The sequence below is a fragment of the Clostridium tanneri genome (genome assembly GCF_033659955.1).
Classification (GTDB): domain Bacteria; phylum Bacillota; class Clostridia; order Clostridiales; family Clostridiaceae; genus Clostridium_AM; species Clostridium_AM tanneri.
In genome coordinates this window covers 25,539-43,727 of record NZ_JARUJP010000013.1, presented here as the reverse complement: position 1 = coordinate 43,727, position 18,189 = coordinate 25,539, and the positions used below count along the sequence as shown (strand labels likewise).

The 18,189-nt window shown below is 33.7% G+C and carries 19 protein-coding genes; all 19 read left to right on the top strand.

Features of this window, described 5'->3' with window-relative positions:
- Window positions 1-5: 5 nt before the first annotated feature.
- The 19 genes from hemC (at window position 6) to P8V03_RS11805 (ending at window position 18,062) form a co-directional block, all read left to right on the top strand.
- The gene (gene hemC, locus P8V03_RS11895) at window positions 6-878 is read left to right on the top strand and encodes a hydroxymethylbilane synthase (RefSeq protein WP_261671339.1); all 873 of its coding nucleotides are present in this window, start codon (window positions 6-8) and stop codon (window positions 876-878) included.
- Between the two features lie 44 nt (window positions 879-922).
- Window positions 923-2,380, top strand: coding sequence for a uroporphyrinogen-III C-methyltransferase (gene cobA, locus P8V03_RS11890; protein WP_318798274.1), 1,458 nt, complete (start codon window positions 923-925; stop codon window positions 2,378-2,380).
- Between the two features lie 110 nt (window positions 2,381-2,490).
- Complete coding sequence (hemB, locus tag P8V03_RS11885) at window positions 2,491-3,459, top strand: porphobilinogen synthase (protein ID WP_261671337.1); 969 nt, start codon at window positions 2,491-2,493, stop codon at window positions 3,457-3,459.
- A 47-nt stretch (window positions 3,460-3,506) separates the two neighbouring features.
- Window positions 3,507-4,775, top strand: a complete 1,269-nt coding sequence (gene hemL / locus P8V03_RS11880) for a glutamate-1-semialdehyde 2,1-aminomutase (protein ID WP_318798273.1) — start codon at window positions 3,507-3,509, stop codon at window positions 4,773-4,775.
- Window positions 4,776-5,006: 231 nt separating this feature from the next.
- Window positions 5,007-6,332, top strand: a complete 1,326-nt coding sequence (locus P8V03_RS11875) for a cobyrinic acid a,c-diamide synthase CobB (protein WP_318798272.1) — start codon at window positions 5,007-5,009, stop codon at window positions 6,330-6,332.
- 53 nt (window positions 6,333-6,385) lie between these two features.
- Window positions 6,386-7,459 (top strand): nicotinate-nucleotide--dimethylbenzimidazole phosphoribosyltransferase, encoded by a 1,074-nt coding sequence (gene cobT / locus P8V03_RS11870; RefSeq protein ID WP_318798271.1) that lies wholly within the window; start codon window positions 6,386-6,388, stop codon window positions 7,457-7,459.
- A 31-nt stretch (window positions 7,460-7,490) separates the two neighbouring features.
- Window positions 7,491-8,111: a precorrin-8X methylmutase gene (locus tag P8V03_RS11865; protein WP_318798270.1), complete on the top strand. Its 621-nt coding sequence runs from the start codon at window positions 7,491-7,493 to the stop codon at window positions 8,109-8,111.
- A gap of 4 nt (window positions 8,112-8,115) precedes the next feature.
- Entirely contained in the window at window positions 8,116-9,195 is a 1,080-nt protein-coding gene (gene cbiD / locus P8V03_RS11860) for a cobalt-precorrin-5B (C(1))-methyltransferase CbiD (RefSeq protein ID WP_261671332.1), read from the top strand.
- A gap of 84 nt (window positions 9,196-9,279) precedes the next feature.
- On the top strand, window positions 9,280-9,909 hold the full coding sequence (gene cbiE / locus P8V03_RS11855; RefSeq protein ID WP_318798269.1) for a precorrin-6y C5,15-methyltransferase (decarboxylating) subunit CbiE: 630 nt from the start codon (window positions 9,280-9,282) through the stop codon (window positions 9,907-9,909).
- Window positions 9,910-9,942: 33 nt separating this feature from the next.
- The gene (cbiT, locus tag P8V03_RS11850) at window positions 9,943-10,506 is read left to right on the top strand and encodes a precorrin-6Y C5,15-methyltransferase (decarboxylating) subunit CbiT (RefSeq protein ID WP_261671330.1); all 564 of its coding nucleotides are present in this window, start codon (window positions 9,943-9,945) and stop codon (window positions 10,504-10,506) included.
- Window positions 10,507-10,584: 78 nt separating this feature from the next.
- Complete coding sequence (locus tag P8V03_RS11845; RefSeq protein ID WP_261671329.1) at window positions 10,585-11,259, top strand: cobalt-factor II C(20)-methyltransferase; 675 nt, start codon at window positions 10,585-10,587, stop codon at window positions 11,257-11,259.
- Window positions 11,260-11,273: 14 nt separating this feature from the next.
- On the top strand, window positions 11,274-12,050 hold the full coding sequence (gene cobM, locus P8V03_RS11840) for a precorrin-4 C(11)-methyltransferase (RefSeq protein ID WP_318798268.1): 777 nt from the start codon (window positions 11,274-11,276) through the stop codon (window positions 12,048-12,050).
- Window positions 12,031-13,014 carry a cobalt-precorrin 5A hydrolase gene (gene cbiG / locus P8V03_RS11835; protein WP_318798315.1) on the top strand — a complete coding sequence of 328 codons (984 nt, stop codon included), beginning with the start codon at window positions 12,031-12,033 and terminating at the stop codon, window positions 13,012-13,014. Before cobM ends, cbiG begins: the two co-directional genes overlap by 20 nt.
- A 40-nt stretch (window positions 13,015-13,054) precedes the next feature.
- On the top strand, window positions 13,055-13,771 hold the full coding sequence (gene cobJ / locus P8V03_RS11830; RefSeq protein ID WP_318798267.1) for a precorrin-3B C(17)-methyltransferase: 717 nt from the start codon (window positions 13,055-13,057) through the stop codon (window positions 13,769-13,771).
- Window positions 13,772-13,809: 38 nt separating this feature from the next.
- Complete coding sequence (locus P8V03_RS11825) at window positions 13,810-14,610, top strand: sirohydrochlorin cobaltochelatase (protein ID WP_261671326.1); 801 nt, start codon at window positions 13,810-13,812, stop codon at window positions 14,608-14,610.
- A 27-nt stretch (window positions 14,611-14,637) separates the two neighbouring features.
- On the top strand, window positions 14,638-15,405 hold the full coding sequence (locus tag P8V03_RS11820; protein WP_318798266.1) for a cobalt-precorrin-6A reductase: 768 nt from the start codon (window positions 14,638-14,640) through the stop codon (window positions 15,403-15,405).
- Window positions 15,406-15,429: 24 nt separating this feature from the next.
- Complete coding sequence (locus P8V03_RS11815) at window positions 15,430-16,266, top strand: GHMP family kinase ATP-binding protein (protein WP_318798265.1); 837 nt, start codon at window positions 15,430-15,432, stop codon at window positions 16,264-16,266.
- Between the two features lie 16 nt (window positions 16,267-16,282).
- Entirely contained in the window at window positions 16,283-16,801 is a 519-nt protein-coding gene (cobO, locus tag P8V03_RS11810) for a cob(I)yrinic acid a,c-diamide adenosyltransferase (protein WP_318798264.1), read from the top strand.
- 409 nt (window positions 16,802-17,210) lie between these two features.
- Complete coding sequence (locus P8V03_RS11805) at window positions 17,211-18,062, top strand: YitT family protein (protein WP_318798263.1); 852 nt, start codon at window positions 17,211-17,213, stop codon at window positions 18,060-18,062.
- Window positions 18,063-18,189: the final 127 nt, after the last annotated feature.

Genomic DNA, 18,189 nt, shown 5'->3' with positions numbered 1-18,189 from the left:
ATATTGTGACTTTAAAAATTGCAACACGTAGAAGTAAGCTAGCTCAGGTTCAAGCAGATACTATAATAACTATGTTAAAGGAACAGCAAAGCGTAGAAGCTGAAAAGCTCCTTATAGAAACCACAGGAGATTTAAGATTAGATGTTACCCTAGATAAAATAGGCGGAAAAGGGCTTTTTGTTAAAGAAATTGAAATGGCACTGTTTGAAGATGAGGCTGATGCAGCTGTGCATAGTATGAAAGATGTACCTTTTGAAATTCCTGAATTCTTTGAAATAGCAGCAATTCCTATAAGAGAAGATGTAAGAGATGTATTTGTATCTATTAATGGCGTTCATTTTACTGAATTGAAAGAAGGAGCGAAAATCGGTACAAGTAGTAATAGAAGAGCTGAACAACTAAAGATATTAAGACCAGATTTACAAGTAGTACCAATAAGAGGGAATGTTCAGACTAGAATAGATAAAATTGAAAGAGAAAATTTAGACGGCATAATACTTGCAGCAGCAGGACTTAAGAGATTAGGAATGGAGAATATAATTACTGACTATTTTTCAGTAGATGGAATTATTCCAGCGGTTGGTCAGGGAGCTTTAGGTATAGAGATCAAAAAGGGAAGTAAGAATGGTGAATTGTTTAAAAAGCTGAATCATGAAGAAGCTAGAATATGCGTTGAGGCAGAAAGAAGTTTCATGAGAGAACTAAATGGTGATTGTCATTCCACTATAGGAGCTTACGCTGAAACAGAAGGAAGTTTAATGAATATCTTAGGCATATATAATGTAAATGGAAGATTAATAAAAAAAGAAGTAACGGGAAAAAGAGAAGATCATATAGAATTAGGCAAAGAACTAGCTAGAAAAATTTTAAATGGATAGAAGATAATTGTAGTAATATAAAGGACATAATAAGGAGGATAAAGATGGGTAAGGTTTATCTTATTGGTGCAGGACCTGGGGATGAAGAACTTATAACATTAAAGGCGGTAAGAAAGCTTAGTGAGTGTACAGCGGTAATGTACGACAGACTGTCCGGTACAGGAGTTCTAAAGTATTTAAATAAAGATTGCAAGATATACTATTGTGGAAAAGAACCAGGCTGCCATTATAAAACTCAAGATGAAATAAATGATATGCTAGTTAAACTGGCGAAAGATGGCCATATTGTTGGAAGAATTAAAGGGGGAGACCCATATATATTTGGAAGAGGTGGAGAAGAAGCCTTAAGACTTATTGAGGAAGAGATTGAATTTGAAGTTATTCCAGGAATCACCTCGCCTATTTCTGTATTAAATTACGGAGGAATACCTGTAACTCATAGAAAGATAGCTAGAAGCTTTCATGTTTTCACTGGAATGAGTGCTGATAAGCTAGAGGTAGATTGGAAAGCAGTTGCTGGTGTTGGAGGCACACTTATATTCCTAATGGGATTTGAGAACTTGGGAGGGATATCAAAGAATCTACTGGAAAATGGTATGGATGAGAATACTCCTAGTGCAGTAGTGATGAGAGGAACTACTTCTAAGCAGAAAAAGGTTGTAGGAACTTTAAAAGATATAAAAGACAAAGCTATAGAAGCTGGGCTCCACTCACCTTGTATTATAGTTGTTGGAAAAGTTGTTGAATTTAATGATAAGTTAAATTGGTTTGAGAGGAAGCCTCTTTTTGGACAGAATATCTGTATTACACGTTCAAAGGAACAATCAAAGGAGATAAGAGAAAAACTTATAGACTTAGGAGCACAGGTTACAGAGGTAAACTCTATTGATATAAAATATACTTCTGAAAACCTAGATAATTTTATAAATAATTTAGCTGATTACAATTACATTGTTTTTACTAGTGTAAATGGAGTAAATAGCTTTTTTGATTACCTGAGACAGAAGGACTATGATATAAGAAATATAAAGGGAACCTTTGCAGCTATAGGACCTGCTACAGAAAAAGCAATAAAGGACAGAGGGATTATTCCAGAAATAATCGCAGAAAAGTTTGTTGCTGAAAGTCTTTTTGATAAAATGAAGAACTTTGTAAAGGCAGGAGATAAAATATTATTACCAAGATCAAAACAGTCTAGGCCTTACTTAGCTGAAGTTCTGAAAGAGGTTGGATGTTATGTAGATGAATGCTTCACATATGAAACTATAACAGGAGAATTGATAGATCCTAGTTCTTTTGAGGAAGTAGATACAGTTATTTTTACAAGTCCAACTACAGTAAATAATATGATAGAACTTGTAGGTCTGGAAGCTGTAAAAAAGAAGAAAGCTATTTCCATAGGACCTATAACTGGGAAAGCCTTGGAAATTAATAATATAACCTATGAAATATGTGAGGAATATACCACTGAAGGAGTTATTAAAAAGTTATTAGAATGCTAGTAACCCGATAAATCAATACTTTAAGCTTATAATTAAAATTAATTATATAAAAGTTGATAATAAATTATTTAACTGTCAACTAAAAATAAATTATAAAGGGGTAATGACAAATGTTTAGAAGACACAGAAGACTTAGACAAAATGAAGTTGTAAGATCCATGGTAAGAGAGACTATACTTGATCCATCAGATTTTATATATCCTCTATTTGCAGTAGAAGGAACAAATATTAAGAAGGAAATCTCATCATTACCAGGAAATTATCATATTTCTGTAGATAGATTACAAGAAGTAGTAGAAGAAATTACAGAAGCAGGAGTTAAAAGTGTAATATTATTTGGAATTCCAGATCATAAAGACGAATGTGGTAGTGGAGCTTACGATGAAAACGGAATAATACAAAAGGCTATAAGAAAGATAAAGGAAGTAAATAAGAATATTTATGTTATTACAGACGTTTGTATGTGTGAATATACAAGTCATGGACACTGTGGAATAATTCATGGTGAGGATGTAGAGAATGATGAAACTTTAGAATACATAGCTAAAATATCTTTATCTCATGCTAAAGCAGGAGCAGATATGATAGCTCCATCAGATATGATGGATGGCAGAATAGATGCTATAAGAGAAATATTAGATGAAAATGGCTATAAAAATATTCCTATCATGGCTTACAGTGCTAAATACTGTTCAGCTTTTTATGGTCCTTTTAGAGAGGCAGCAGACTCAGCTCCTCAATTTGGAGATAGAAAAACTTATCAAATGGATCCAGCTAACGTAAGAGAAGCTATGCTAGAAATTGAAGATGATATAAATGAGGGTGCAGACATTATAATGGTTAAACCAGCAATGTCTTATTTAGATGTAATAAGAGTAGCTAGAGATAGATTTGATGTGCCAGTAGCTGCTTATAATGTAAGTGGTGAGTATGCTATGGTTAAAACAGCAGCTAAAGCAGGACTTATAGATGAAAAGAGAGTTGCTTTAGAAATGCTTACATCTATAAAGAGAGCTGGAGCAAAAATGATTATAACTTACTATGCTTTGGAAGCAGCTAGATGGCTTAGAGAAAAGTAATAGAGCTCATAGGCAGAAATATAATAAACCCTTAGGAGATGAAAGTTGTGAGAAGTTCAGATATATTTAATGAGTCTAACATATATATGCCAGGAGGAGTAAACAGCCCTGTTAGAGCATATACAGGATTAGATATAACTCCACCTGTAATTAAGAAGGGATTAGGAGCTCATATTTTTGACGAAGATGGAAAAGAGTATGTAGATTTTATTGGAGCATGGGGGCCTATGATACTTGGCCATTGTGACGGGGATGTAGTAAAGGCAATAAAAGATACAGCAGAAAATGCAATAGCCTTTGGAGCACCTACAGAGCTTGAATTAAAATTAGCAAAACATATCTGTACCACAATAGATAATGTAGATATGATTAGAATGGTCAATTCTGGTACAGAGGCTACTATGAGTGCTATAAAGCTTGCAAGGGGCTGCACTAAGAGAGATAGAATTATAAAGTTTGCTGGCTGCTATCATGGACATTTTGATGGATTTTTAGTAGAAGCAGGTTCAGGAGTTCTTACAGCAAATATTCCTGGTTCACCAGGAGTACCAAAGGGCAGCATAGAGAACACGTTAATAGCTCAGTATAATGACATAGAAAGTGTAAAAGTACTTTTTGAAAAGCACGGCGAAGAGATAGCAGCAGTTATCATAGAGCCTATTGCAGGAAACATGGGAGTTATACCTGCTCACAAGAAATTCTTGGAAGATTTAAGAGAACTTTGTACACAATACGGAACTATCTTAATATTTGATGAGGTTATGACTGGTTTCAGAGTAGCTTACAAAGGGGCACAAAGCCTTTATGGAGTTAAACCAGACTTATCAACTTTTGCTAAGATTATGGGCGGTGGTCTTCCATCTGGGGCCTATGGCGGAAGAAGAGATTTAATGGAACAACTATCACCTATGGGGCCGGTTTACCAGGCAGGAACTATGTCTGGAAATCCCCTAGTTATGGCAGCAGGATATACAACCCTTACAAAGCTTCATAGTAATCCACAGTACTATGATTATATGGATAAAATAGCAGAAAAGCTTCAAAAGGGAGCGGAAGAGGTAGCTAAGGAAAAAGGTCTTCCTTTAGTTATAAATAGACGTGTAAATATGATGACTCTATTCTTTAATGAAGGTGGAGAAGTTACTAACTATAAGCAGGCAAGAGCTTGTGACACTAAATTGTATGGAAGATTCTTTAAGCATATGTTAAAGGGTGGAATGTTTATGTCACCAGCACAGTTTGAAGCTATGTTTATAGGTGTAAGACATACAGAAGAAGATATAGAAAAGTTTATAGACTTAATGAGAAAATTTTAAACTGAAGCTTGACTTATAGATTAAGGAAATCTAAAGCTAGACTTATGTTCTGGGATATGTTGTTAATAGCAATATATCCCTCTGTATAAATTAAGTTTCTAAGTTTGTTTATCTAATATGGACAAGTAGTTTAGAACTTAAACTTATTCTGGACATAGAAATATTAGAGGATAAGTATAAGTTTGGAGCTTGGCAATTATATAAAATACATTAAGAAAAGTGGTGATACACTTGAAAAGTATAGTTATATCCTCAAATAGCAGTGGTGGGGGAAAGACCACTGTAACATTAGGTATTATGAAGGCTTTGATGAAGAAGGGTTTTGATGTTCAGGGGTATAAAGTTGGACCAGACTACATTGATCCTGCTTTTCACAGCTATATAACAGGAAAGCCTTCCAGAAATTTAGATTTGTATCTTATGGGAGAAAAGGGGGTTAAGGCTTCTTTTTCCAGAGGAAAAGGTGATATGGGAATAGTTGAAGGTGTTATGGGACTTTACGATGGCAAGGGAATAGATTCACAGTACTCAACTGCCCATTTATCTAGGGTTTTAAATCTTCCTATTTTATTGGTGATTACACCTAAAGCACAAAGTGCAACTTTGTGTGCAGAAATTAATGGAATTATGAATTTTGAAAAGGTAAATATTGCGGGAGTAGTATTTAATAATATAAGTGAAAGTTATTACAAATTACTAAAAGCAGCAGTGGAGAAGAACTGCAATACTATTGTATTTGGATATGTACCTAAAAATGAAAAACTTTCTTTAAAGAGTAGACACCTTGGGCTGGTACAAAGTAGTGAAATAGACGATTTAAAGGAAAAAATTGATCTGTGCAGCGAATTGATTTTGCAGCATGTTAACTTAGAAAAACTTATAGGTTATTTTAAAGAAACTGAAAATTATGATGATAAATATCATTTAGAAAATAGAGGAATAAGAACAGCGGTACCTTATGATAAAGCCTTTAGCTTTTATTACAGGGAGAACATTGAACTATTACAAGAGGCTGGAGAAGTAGTTTTTTTTAGTCCACTAGAGGATGATAAGCTGCCAGAGAATATAGATTTTCTTTATATTGGAGGTGGGTACCCAGAAGTATTTATAGAGGAATTAAATAAAAATAAATCCATGCTCAGCAGCATTAAAGAGGAGTTAGAAAAAGGTCTTAAATGTTATGCCGAATGTGGAGGGCTGATGTACCTTACAGAAGGTATTCAAGGATTAGACAGTGATGAAGTACTTAACTCTGTAGGTTTTTTAAAGGGAAAGACTTATATGACAAAAAAACTTCAAAATTTTGGGTATGCTAAATTAAAGGTAGAAAAGGATAACGGAGTTTTACCTAAAGGTACAGAAATAAACTGTCATGAGTTTCATAAGTCCTATGTAGACTTGGAAGAAGAAAAGGTTTATCTTCTTACAAAGGAAATTTACGATGGTACATTAAAAAACTGGAGTTGTGGATTCGTAAAGAACAATACTTTAGCAGCTTATGGACATGTTCACTTTTTTGGAAATATAGAGATGCTGAAAAAGCTATTATATAGATAAAAACTATGGATTTTAGAAAATCACATAAAACTTAATATTAAGGGGGAAAAATAATGAGGTTAATTGAAGAAACAATAGAAAGTATAAAGCCAGCATATGAGGATGTTATTAAAGAAGCATGGCTTAGAATAGATAGTCTTACAAAGCCCCTAGGAAGTTTAGGAGAACTTGAAGAAATTGCAGCAAAGATGGCTGGCATTACAGGTAAAATACATAATAAGATAGATAAGAAAAGTGTAGTGATTATGTGTGCTGATAACGGAGTATGTGATGAGGGAGTAAGTAATTGTCCTCAGGATTTTACAGTAACAATAACTAATAACCTAACAAGAGGCATAACAGGAGTATGTACCTTAGCACGTTTTGCAAATTCCGATATAACTGTAGTAGATGTTGGGGTAAAGGGAGAGTTTAACAATCCTAAGATAATAGACAAAAAAGTTGCATATGGAACTAAAAACATTGTTAAGGAAGCAGCTATGACAAGAGAAGAGGCAATACAAGCTATTGAAGCAGGTATTGAGATTGTAGACAAGCTAGCTAAAGAAGGATATAACCTGTTAGGCACAGGTGAAGTTGGAATAGGAAATACTACAACAAGTTCAGCAGTATTAAGTGCTTTATCAGGATTATCTGCGGATGCTGTAGTAGGTAAAGGCTCAGGATTAACAGAGGAACAGTTTCAAAATAAGAAAGAAGTAGTACAAAGGGCTATAGATGTAAATAAGCCTAATAAAGAAGATGTGATAGATGTTTTATCTAAGGTGGGAGGTTTTGATATAGCAGGACTTTGTGGATGTTTCTTAGGCGCTGCTAAAAATAGAATTCCTATTGTTATAGATGGTATTATATCTTCAGCAGCAGCACTATGTGCTTATAGATTAAATAATTATGCTAAGGATTTTATGTTCCCTTCCCATTTATCTGCAGAACCAGGTGTAGTTTATATAGCTAAAGAGTTAGGGGTAAACCCAATGCTTAATTTAAGAATGAGATTAGGTGAGGGATCAGGATGTCCACTTGCTTTTAATATAATAGAATCTGCACTTTATACCATGGATAACATGGCTACTCTTGAAGAGGCAACTATAGATGGAAGTTGTCTTGTAGACATAAGAGAAAAATAATAATAAAAAATCATAGAAGGGAAAATCACAGATGGATTATATAAAAATTCCTATGGATATAGAAAAAAGGAGCTTTGAAATAATAGGAGAAGAGATGGGAGACCACAATTTTTCAGATAGGGAGCTTCAAATAATAAAAAGAGTTATACACACCACCGCAGACTTTCAATTGAAGGATTTAACATATATTAGAGAAGGTGCAATAGAGGCTGCTTTAGAACTATTAAAAAAAGGTGTAACTATATATACAGATACTAATATGGCTGCATCTGGTATAAGTAAGGCAACTCTAAAAAAGTTAAACTGCAAGGTGGAATGTTACGTAGGTAGAGAGGATATTGCTGAGATAGCTAAGGAAAGGGGAATAACTCGTTCAATGGCAGCTGTGGAAAAGGCAGTTGAGGAAGGGGTAGAGTTCTTTGTCTTTGGTAATGCTCCTACAGCCTTATTTAAGCTTAAAGAACTTACCTTAGCAGGAAAAGCAACTCCTAAGTTTATAGTGGGGGCTCCTGTGGGATTTGTAGGAGCTGCAGAATCTAAGGAAGAAATTGAAAAAATGGATATACCTATGATAACTATAAGAGGAAGAAAAGGTGGAAGCAATATTGCTGCAGCCATAGTAAATGCACTAATGTATATGATAATAAGGTGATAATATGTTAGATATGTATGTAAATTGTGATGGTAAAAGGCTTAGATGTGGATATACTACTGGTTCCTGTGCAGCAGCAGCAGCTAAGGCAGCAACTATGATGCTTTATAACGGAGGGCAATTAAAGGAGATAAAGATAGATACTCCAAAGGGAATAGAGCTTAATCTTCCTATAGAAAAGATAAATATGGGAGATAACTTCGTTGAATGTTGTGTAGTAAAGGATGGAGGAGATGATCCTGATGCTACCCATGGATTAGAGATATGGGCTAGAGCGGATAAAAGGAGCGAGGGGTATACCCTAAAAGGCGGAAAGGGTGTAGGAACAGTTTGCGGGGAAGGGCTTTATGTAAAAAAAGGTGAGCCTGCTATTAACCCCGTTCCTCGTAAGATGATAGAGAAGGAAGTTAAAGAAGTTCTTCCAAGGGATAAGGGAGTAGAAATTACTATATTTGTACCAAAGGGAGAAGAAGTAGCTAAAAAGACTTTTAATCCAAGACTTAACATACAAGGCGGTATATCTATTCTTGGAACTACAGGTATAGTAATGCCTATGTCAGAAGAGGCGCTTATGCAGTCTGTAGAACTTGAAATGAACCAAAAAATAGCTAAAGGGCATAAAGACATCATACTTATATTCGGAAATATGGGAGAAAAATTTGGAGAAAGTATAGGCTTAGACACTAGTAAGATGGTTGTTATGTCCAACTATGTCGGCTTTGCACTAAACTGTTGTATGTCTAAGAATATTAAAAAAATACTTGTGGTAGGCCACATAGGAAAGCTTTGTAAAATAGCTTCAGGATGCTTTAACACTCACAGTAGAGTTTGCGATGTTAGATTAGAAACCTTAGCCTTAGAGTTAGCTCTTATGGGAGAAGATAGAGAGCTAGTTGAGAAGGTTTATAATGAAGAGACTACAGAAGGGGCAGTAAGGCTTCTGGGTGATGGATATGAGCAGCTGTATAGGAATATAGGACTGAAGGTGAAAAAGAGAATAGAGCAGTATGCTTATGATAGTATAAAAGCTGACGTTATTATGTACTCCATGGATAAAGGAATATTATACAGTAGTGTAGAATAAATTAATTAGCTGATAAAGCTAAGTCAGTAAGGATTTTATTAAATTATTTATAGTAAAGAAATTTTATTAATAGAGGTTTATAGTATGGATGGTAAAGTGTATGTTGTAGGTATAGGCCCTGGGCATAAAGATTATATATTACCTAAAGCAGTTGATACTCTAAAAAAATCTGATTTAATACTTGGATTTGAAAGAGCTATTGAAAGCTTAGCTTTTATTGACGGGAACAAAATTATTGTAAAAAAGCTCTCAGAAATAATTAATATAATAAATTCAAGTGAGTATAAAAGAATATCTATTGCAGCTTCTGGAGATCCTCTTTTCTATGGAGTAACGGATTATTTAAAAAAGAATTATTCAGGAAACTTAGAGGTTATTCCGGGACTAAGTTCTTTTCAATATATGATGGCAAGAATAGGCAAGAGTTGGCAAGGATGTTTTTTAGGAAGCCTTCATGGAAGAGAAGATAACTTCCATAAAGTTGTAAGAGAGAATAGAATTTCTATATGGCTTACTGATAACAAGCACTCTCCTTCATATTTGTGCAAGGTTCTAGAAGAAAAAAATATTAATGTTAAAGTTTATGTTGGAGAAAACCTTTCTTATGAGGATGAAAAAATAACTAAAGGAACTGCTGAGGAAATAAAAAATATGGAATTTAGTAATCTCTGCGTTGTAACAATAGAGAATGAAGATATGAGTAACAAGCTTTAAATCTAATTTTATTTAAGTAGGTGAGTTAATTATATGATTTATATAAAAGATGAAGAGTTTATACGGGGAGATTGTCCTATGACTAAAGAGGAAGTTAGGATTTTAAGCACCGCAAAGCTTGAATTAAAAGAAAATTACAGAGTTATAGATATAGGCGCTGGTACAGGTTCTATAAGCATACAGATATCTACAATGTGTACAAGTGGACAGGTAATAGCTGTTGAAAAAGATGAGGAAGCATTAAGAGTAATTAAATTAAACAGAGAGAAATTTGGTGCTAGTAATCTGACCATAATTGAAGGAGAGGCACTAGCTGTAGAAAAGGATATAGACCTTTTATTTGATGCTATATTTATTGGAGGAAGCGGTGGCAATATTGAAGACATTATAAGATGCTACGATTTAAAACTGAAGACTGGGCATAATATGGTTTTAAACTTTATTACTATAGATAACCTTTATAAAGCTATGAACACATTAAAAGGCTTAAATTATGAAGTAGAGTGCATGCAGGTTTCAATAAGTAAAGCTAGAGGGAAAAGCTATATGATGGCCTCTAATAATAGCATATTTATAGTAACAGGAAAGAAACAATAAGAAAGAAGTACACCTTCATAGAAAGTGAAGTATTAATATATTAAGAAAAGAAGATATATGAGACTGGAGGAAAGAAGTATGGAAAGGTTAGGAACACTATACGGTATAGGTGTAGGACCAGGAGATGAAGAATTGTTAACTCTTAAAGCTGTGAACGTCCTAAAAAAGTGTCCAGTAATAGTGGCACCGTCTGCTAGGGAAGGTGGCAGTAGTATAGCTTTAGATACTGCTAAGAACTTCATAGGTGAAGATAAGGAAGTTATGATAAAACATTTTCCAATGGGGGGAGAGGAGCAGGAAGGAAAGATATATGAAGCTTTCCAGGCTATAGAGGAGAAATTAAAGGAAGGTAAGGATGTAGCTTTTCTTACCATAGGAGACCCTTTTGTATATAGTACATATATATATCTTTTAAGATACATAAAAGAGCAGGGATATAAGACGGAAACAGTACCAGGAATTACATCCTTCTGTGCCGCTGCAAGCCTTGCAGGGGAAACTTTAGTAATTGGAGATGAAAGAGTTTTGATTCTTCCTGCAAACCAAGTGGATAAAATAACAGATGAAAAATTTGTGGTAATAATGAAGGTTTATAAACTTGAAGAAAAGGTTTTAAATGTTCTAGAAGAGAAGGGCTTCAGGTATACCTTTGTAAAGAGGGCTTACAGAGAGGGACAGGAAGTTCTAAGAGATAGAGAGGAAATATTGTCTGGCAGAGACTATATGTCACTTATAATAGCACAGAGAGATTAAAAGGAGAGAAGCACATGGAAAATGTAGTTTATTTTATAGGAGCAGGACCAGGGGATCCAGATTTAATAACAGTAAAGGGAAGAAAGATTTTATCAGAGGCAGATGTAATAATTTATGCAGGATCTTTAGTAAGTAAGGAACACTTTCAGTACTGTAAAGGTGATGTAGAAATTCATAATTCAGCTTCAATGACACTAGAGGAAGTTATTGAAGTAATAAATAACTCTTACAAGGAAAATAAAAAAATAGTAAGATTACACACTGGTGATCCTGCTATATATGGAGCTATAAAAGAACAGATGGATGAGCTTGAGAAATTAAAGATACCTTATCAGGTTGTACCAGGAGTAAGCTCCTTTACAGCGGCAGCAGCAGCCATAAAAAAGGAATTTACTTTACCAAATGTAAGTCAGACAGTTATACTTACAAGAGTTGAAGGAAGAACTCCTGTACCTGAAAAAGAAGATTTAGAGAGACTAGCTAGCATAGGAGCATCTATGGCTCTTTTCCTTTCAGTGAATATGATAGATAAAGTAGTTGAGAGACTTAGAAAAGGCTATGGAAGAAATGTACCAGTGGCAGTTATACAAAGGGCTACCTGGGAAGATCAAAAGGCTGTTATAGGAACCTTAGATGACATTGCAGAAAAGGTTAAGGCAGAAAATATCACTAAAACAGCTCAAATACTTGTAGGAGATTTTATAAACTGTGAGTATGATAAGAGCCTTTTATATGATGAAAGCTTTACTCACATGTTTAGAACAGCTAAAGATGAAAATAGCAGTAATTAATGTTACTAATTCAGGAGAGATTATTACTGAAAAACTAAGAGATAACTTAGATATAGATTTCTATCCTAGGGAACTTATAAAGGAACTTGGTATAAAAGAAATTGCCAAAAGGGCAATGGAGAAATATAAAGCAGTAGTATTTATAAGCTCCACTGGCATAGCTGTACGAGCTATAGCAGAATATATAAGGGGAAAAGATAAAGACCCAGCGGTGATAGTTATAGATAGCTGCGGTAATTTTGTTATAAGTCTTTTAAGTGGTCATCTAGGAGGAGCTAATGAACTTACTGAGAGGATAGCTGAAATACTGGGCAGTACTGCTGTAATTACCACAGCAACAGATAACTTAGGTGTTGTTGCACCAGATATGATTGCTAAAAATAATGGCTTAGTAATAGACAGTCTCAAGAATGCCAAGGAGATAGCTGCTTTATTAGTAGATAATAAAAGAGTAGCTTTTCTTGATCCAAAGGGCCGTATATCTGTACCAAAAGGATATACTAGTGAACTAGAGGACATAGATGGACTTGTTTTTATTGACCATAGCTTAAAAGATAAATATAAGTCTATGAAAATACCAGTTCTAAAATTGATAAGAAAAGATATAGTACTAGGAATTGGCTGTAGAAAAAATTTTGATACAGAGAAAATGAAAGAAAATATAGTAGATTTGCTAAAAGATAAGAATTTAGATGAGAGAGCAGTAAAAACTATAGCTACCGTTGAAGTTAAAAAGGATGAGGAAGCCATATTAAAGCTTGCTGAGTATTTTCATTGTGAACTTAAGATTTTTTCACTGGATGAAATAAAAAAGGTGCACAACAAGTATGAAGGCAGCGATTTTGTAGAAAAGACCATAGGCGTAAGGGCAGTCTCAGAACCCTGTGTAGAACTTTTAGGAGCTAAACTTATTACGGATAAGATTAAAGTTAACGGTATGACAGTATGTATAGGAGAGATTTAATAAGTACATTTAACTTACATAAAGAAAAGGAAGTGTTAACATGGGAAAACTATACGTTGTAGGAATCGGGCCTGGTGGACTTGACCATATGACCTTAAAGGCAGTAAAAGCAATAGAAGAAAGTGAAGTTATTGTAGGATATACAAAATATATAGAAATGATAAAACCATTAGTTAAAGATAAGAATGTAGTTTCTACTGGTATGCGCGGAGAGGTAGAAAGATGTAAACAAGCCCTAGAACTATCTAAAAATAATATAGTATCAATAGTAAGTACCGGTGATGCTGGTATTTATGGCATGGCAGGACTTATTTTGGAGATGAGAACTGAAGAAGATGTTGAGGTAATTCCAGGTGTAACAGCATCTTCAGCAGCAGCGTCAAGGATTGGGGCACCGCTTATGCATGATAACTGTAACATAAGCCTAAGTGATCTCATGACTCCCTACGATTTAATTAAGAAGAGAGTTGAACTTGCAGCGGAAGGGGATTTCATTATATCTCTATATAATCCTAAAAGTAATGGCAGACCTCTGTATTTAAGGGAATGTATTGATATTGTAAAAAAGCATAGAGAAGGAGATACTCCAGTAGCAGTAGTTAAAAACGCTTTAAGAGAAGGGGAAGAAGTAACATTATTTACATTAGATACTTTTGATGATAGTATAGTTGATATGTTCTCTATAGTAATTATAGGAAATAGTAATAGTTTTATTAAAGATGGACAATTTATAACTCCAAGAGGATATACTGTCTAAGCAGAAAGGCAAATTATAAAAAACAAGAGGTGACGGAAATGAGTAAAAAAGGAATATTAGTAGTAAGTTTTGGAACAAGTGTTTTAGAAACCTTTAGAGATTGTATTGAAAGTACAGAAAATAGAATTAAAGAATCTTTTGAAGGCTATGAAGTAAGAAGAGCCTTTACTTCATATATGATAATTAAAAAGTTAAAAGAAGAGAATAAGATTTTTATAGACACAACAGAGGAAGCATTAGAAAAAATGAAATCTGATGGATTTACAGAAGTTTACGTTCAGCCTCTTCATATTATGCCTGGTGATGAGTATGATAAAATAATCAATGGAGTTAATCAGTATAAAGAGTTGTTTGATAAATTAGTTTTAGGAAGACCTATATTATATAGAGAGAAGGACTATCTAATAGCAGCAGAAGCACTAAAGACTCAGCTTCCACAGTTAGAAGGAAATTCTGCAGTAGTTTTAATGGGCCATGGATCTACCCATCCAGCCAATGCAAGTTATACACTGCTTCAATCTATACTACATGACAATGTGTCAGATAAGATTTATGTGGGAACTGTAGAAGGCTATCCTATGCTAGAACATATTATTCCAAAGCTTAAAAAGGATAATATAGAGGAAGTTACTTTAATGCCGTTCATGTTAGTAGCAGGGGATCATGCTATAAACGATATGGCAAGTGATGAGGAAGATTCATGGAAAAGCATATTAGAAAAAGAAGGCTTTAAGGTTAACGTATATCTTCATGGTTTAGGGGAAAATGGAGCATATCAGCAGATATATGTTCAACATATTAAGGACTGTATAGATGGAAATCCTTTAATGATAGGATAAAAATTATTTGTAGATTGGGGTTTTTCAATGATAGGTTTAATTCTTGGAACTTCAGAAGGAAGAAAAATACTATCTCTTTTAAATAACTATACCGAAGATATATTTGTATCTACAGCTACAGATTATGGTGGTGAAATTTTAAAAGATTATAAGTATTCCTACTTGAACACAAAACCATTGCCTTTAGAAGAATTAATATATACCCTTAGAGAAAAGGAGATAAGGCAATTAGTAGATGCAACTCATCCCTATGCCTTAGAAGTTACTAAAAATGCCATAAAGGCCTGTGAAGCCTTAGATATTGAATACATAAGATATGATAGACCTTCTTCTATTCAAAAGTTTATGAATGAAAAATATATTGTCAGAGTAAATGATTATGATGAACTCTATGATAAATTAAAAACTATAGAGGGAACAATACTTAACACCACCGGAAGCAGGAACTTGGACAAGATACTTTCGATGAATCTGGAAAACAGAATAGTACATAGAGTATTGCCTTCTATGAAGGTGATGCAGGAATGTTTTGATAAAGGGATAAAACTTGAGAATTTAATTGCTATAAAAGGCCCTATAAGCTATGAACTTAACTGTGCCTTTATTAAAGAGTATACTGCTAAAGCTATGATTCTTAAGGACAGCGGTATTGAGGGCGGCACAGAAGAGAAGCTTAAGGCTTGTATTGATAATAGTGTATATGGGTTTGTAATAGAAAGAAAGCCAGTAGAATACAAAAATGTTTTTACTGATATAGAAGAACTAGTTAGATATTTAGTATTGAAACATAAATAAAATAAATTGCAAAGGGTGTAGCTTATGGAGTTTATAGTAAACTACCCAGGCAGCTTTGGAGAAGTGCTGCAGGGAAGAATAAATGATAAAGACTTGCTACTATCTTGCCCTGTTAACATTTATACTAAGGTTAGATTATTTGAATGTAATGAAGCTGATAAAAAGTTTAATAATAAAAAATCAGCGGATTTTCTTCATAATATCCTAAAGCTTTGGGGATATGAAGAATATTACAAAAATATTGATATAGAAATTAACTCTGATATACCCTATGGTAAGGGATTAGCAAGCAGCACTGCTGATTTGTGTGGAGTATATTATGCTCTGCTTAAAATGTTTAGAAGAGAGTTTAATGAACAGGAACTAGTAGAACAGTGTATAAAAATTGAGCCAACAGATAGCATCATATTTAAGGAAATGACCCTTTTTGATTATAAAAAAGGACTATTTAAGCAAGCTATTGGTAAGTATATGACCTATAATATTCTTGCTTTTGAAGGAAACAATATAGTAGACACTGTGGAATTTAACAATAAAAATCTACCACCTTTAAGTGATGTAGAAGATTTATTTACAACCTTAAAAGAAGCAGCAGCGGAAAGTAACCTAAAAAAGCTTGCATTTGCAGCTACCGAAAGTATATTAAGAAATCAGAAGAGGTTAAAGTATGATTTCCTGGAAGAGGTAATGAGTATAAAGGATAAAACTTCTGGTATGGGTATAATAGGTGCTCATAGTGGAAGTGTATTAGGTATTATATATGAGGATTTAGAAAGTCTTAAGTTTGCTGAAAAATTGGCTAGAGGGTTGGATCTATGTAAGATATACCCAGTAAAGACTTTAGAAAATATAGATATATAGAAAAGAGGGCATTAATATGGATAACAAAGGATATATTCAAATTTATACAGGAAATGGAAAAGGAAAGACTACTGCAGCTTTAGGATTATCTCTTAGAGCAGTTTGTGCTGGAAAAAAAGTTTTCTTTGGACAATTCGTAAAGGGAATGGAGTACAGCGAATTAAATGCAGCAAAGTATTTACCTAACTTTACATTAGAGCAGTTTGGAAGAAATTCTTTTATTTTTGGCAATCCTACCAAAGCAGATATAAAGGTTGCTGCAGAAGGATTAAAAAGAGCAGAAGAGGTTCTAACTTCCGGAGAATATGATGTTGTAGTCCTAGATGAGATAAACATAGCTATTTTTTATGAACTTTTTAAAGTGGAAGAAGTGATGGAGCTTTTAGATAAGAGAGCTGAAAAGGTAGAGGTAATCTTAACTGGAAGATACGCAAATGAAAAGCTTATAGAAAAAGCAGATTTAGTAACAGAAATGAAGCAAATAAAACACTACTATACACAAGGAGTTCCTGCAAGAAAAGGTATAGAGGACTAGCGGTTTTAAGCTAACTTAATAGAATAAGAAAATAAAGTTAAAAAAGTCCATTTGTTTTGTAATAAAACAAATGGACTTTTTTAAAAAACAGAATATAGGGCTTTTAAAGGACATATATTTTTTGCTAATTAATGTCTGAATTTTCAATATCACGGAAACAGAGGATTCATTAGCTATTTATATGATAGCAAGAGAAATAGTGCTTTTATTTTACAATTATAATTAAATGGACCTATAATTGGACTAATCCATGGATTAATCCGTAGATTGGTCCTTTGACATAGATACAAAGCTGTAATAGAATTTAGATAGTAGGTAGAAGGAGAGTAAGTTTAGCTAGTTTAACCTAAGAGGATATCCTCCTAACTACAGTAGAACTTTAGTTTTGTATAGGAGGCATATGGGATATATGAGTATGAAAAAAGAAAGTTTATTAAGAATTTTAATGGTGATAATAGGTAGTTTGATTTACTCCATTGGAGTTAACACCTTTATTATACCTCATAAGTTTCTTAGTGGAGGAGTAGCAGGTGTAGCAATAATCCTTCAATATATAACAGGTATATCCTCTGGTTATTTTGTAATACTTATAAATATTCCAATATTCTTGATTGGAGTTAAGGCTGTTAACAGGGAATTTGGTGTTTTTAGTTTCATAGGTATGATCGCTATGTCTCTTTCGTTAATACTAACAAGACAACTTCAAAGTTTATATTATATGAGTGACCCTTTGATTTCTTCATTATGTGGAGGTATCTTAATGGGAGTAGGAGCAGGTATAATATTTAGAAATAGAGCCTCACAGGGAGGTACCGACATTGTAGCTGTAGTAGTTAAAAAAAGATATGGAATATCAATAGGAAATATTGGATTTATAATAAATGCTATAATTGTTGCTATTGGAATGTTTATAGGAAATTTGGAAACAGCAGTGTACACTTTAATAGCTATGTATATGAGTTCAACGGTGGTAGATAAGGCTATCCAAGGCTTTGATAAGGAAAAAGTAGTATTTATAGTTACTGGTGATTGTGATAAAATTAAGCAAGCTATTTTACAGAAGTTAGGTAGAGGAGTAACTTATCTCTATGGAGAAGGTGCTTACACTGGAGATAAGAAAAAGGTTATATATTGTATTTTAACCTCAAGAGAACTTGAACAAGCTAAAAGCTTAATTGAAGATATAGACTCCACTGCAGTAGTATCGGTAATGGATACCGCAGAAGTTCGTGGAAAGGGCTTTAAGGCAGCGGCCTTTTAAAAAGCTTAATATAGACCTATAAATAATGTTGTTTATACAGCAGCTTAAATAGATTAATTTGATAGAAACCTTTCTTAGTAATATGGACTAAGGAAGGTTTTTGATTTATTTAAAATATTTAACAGTA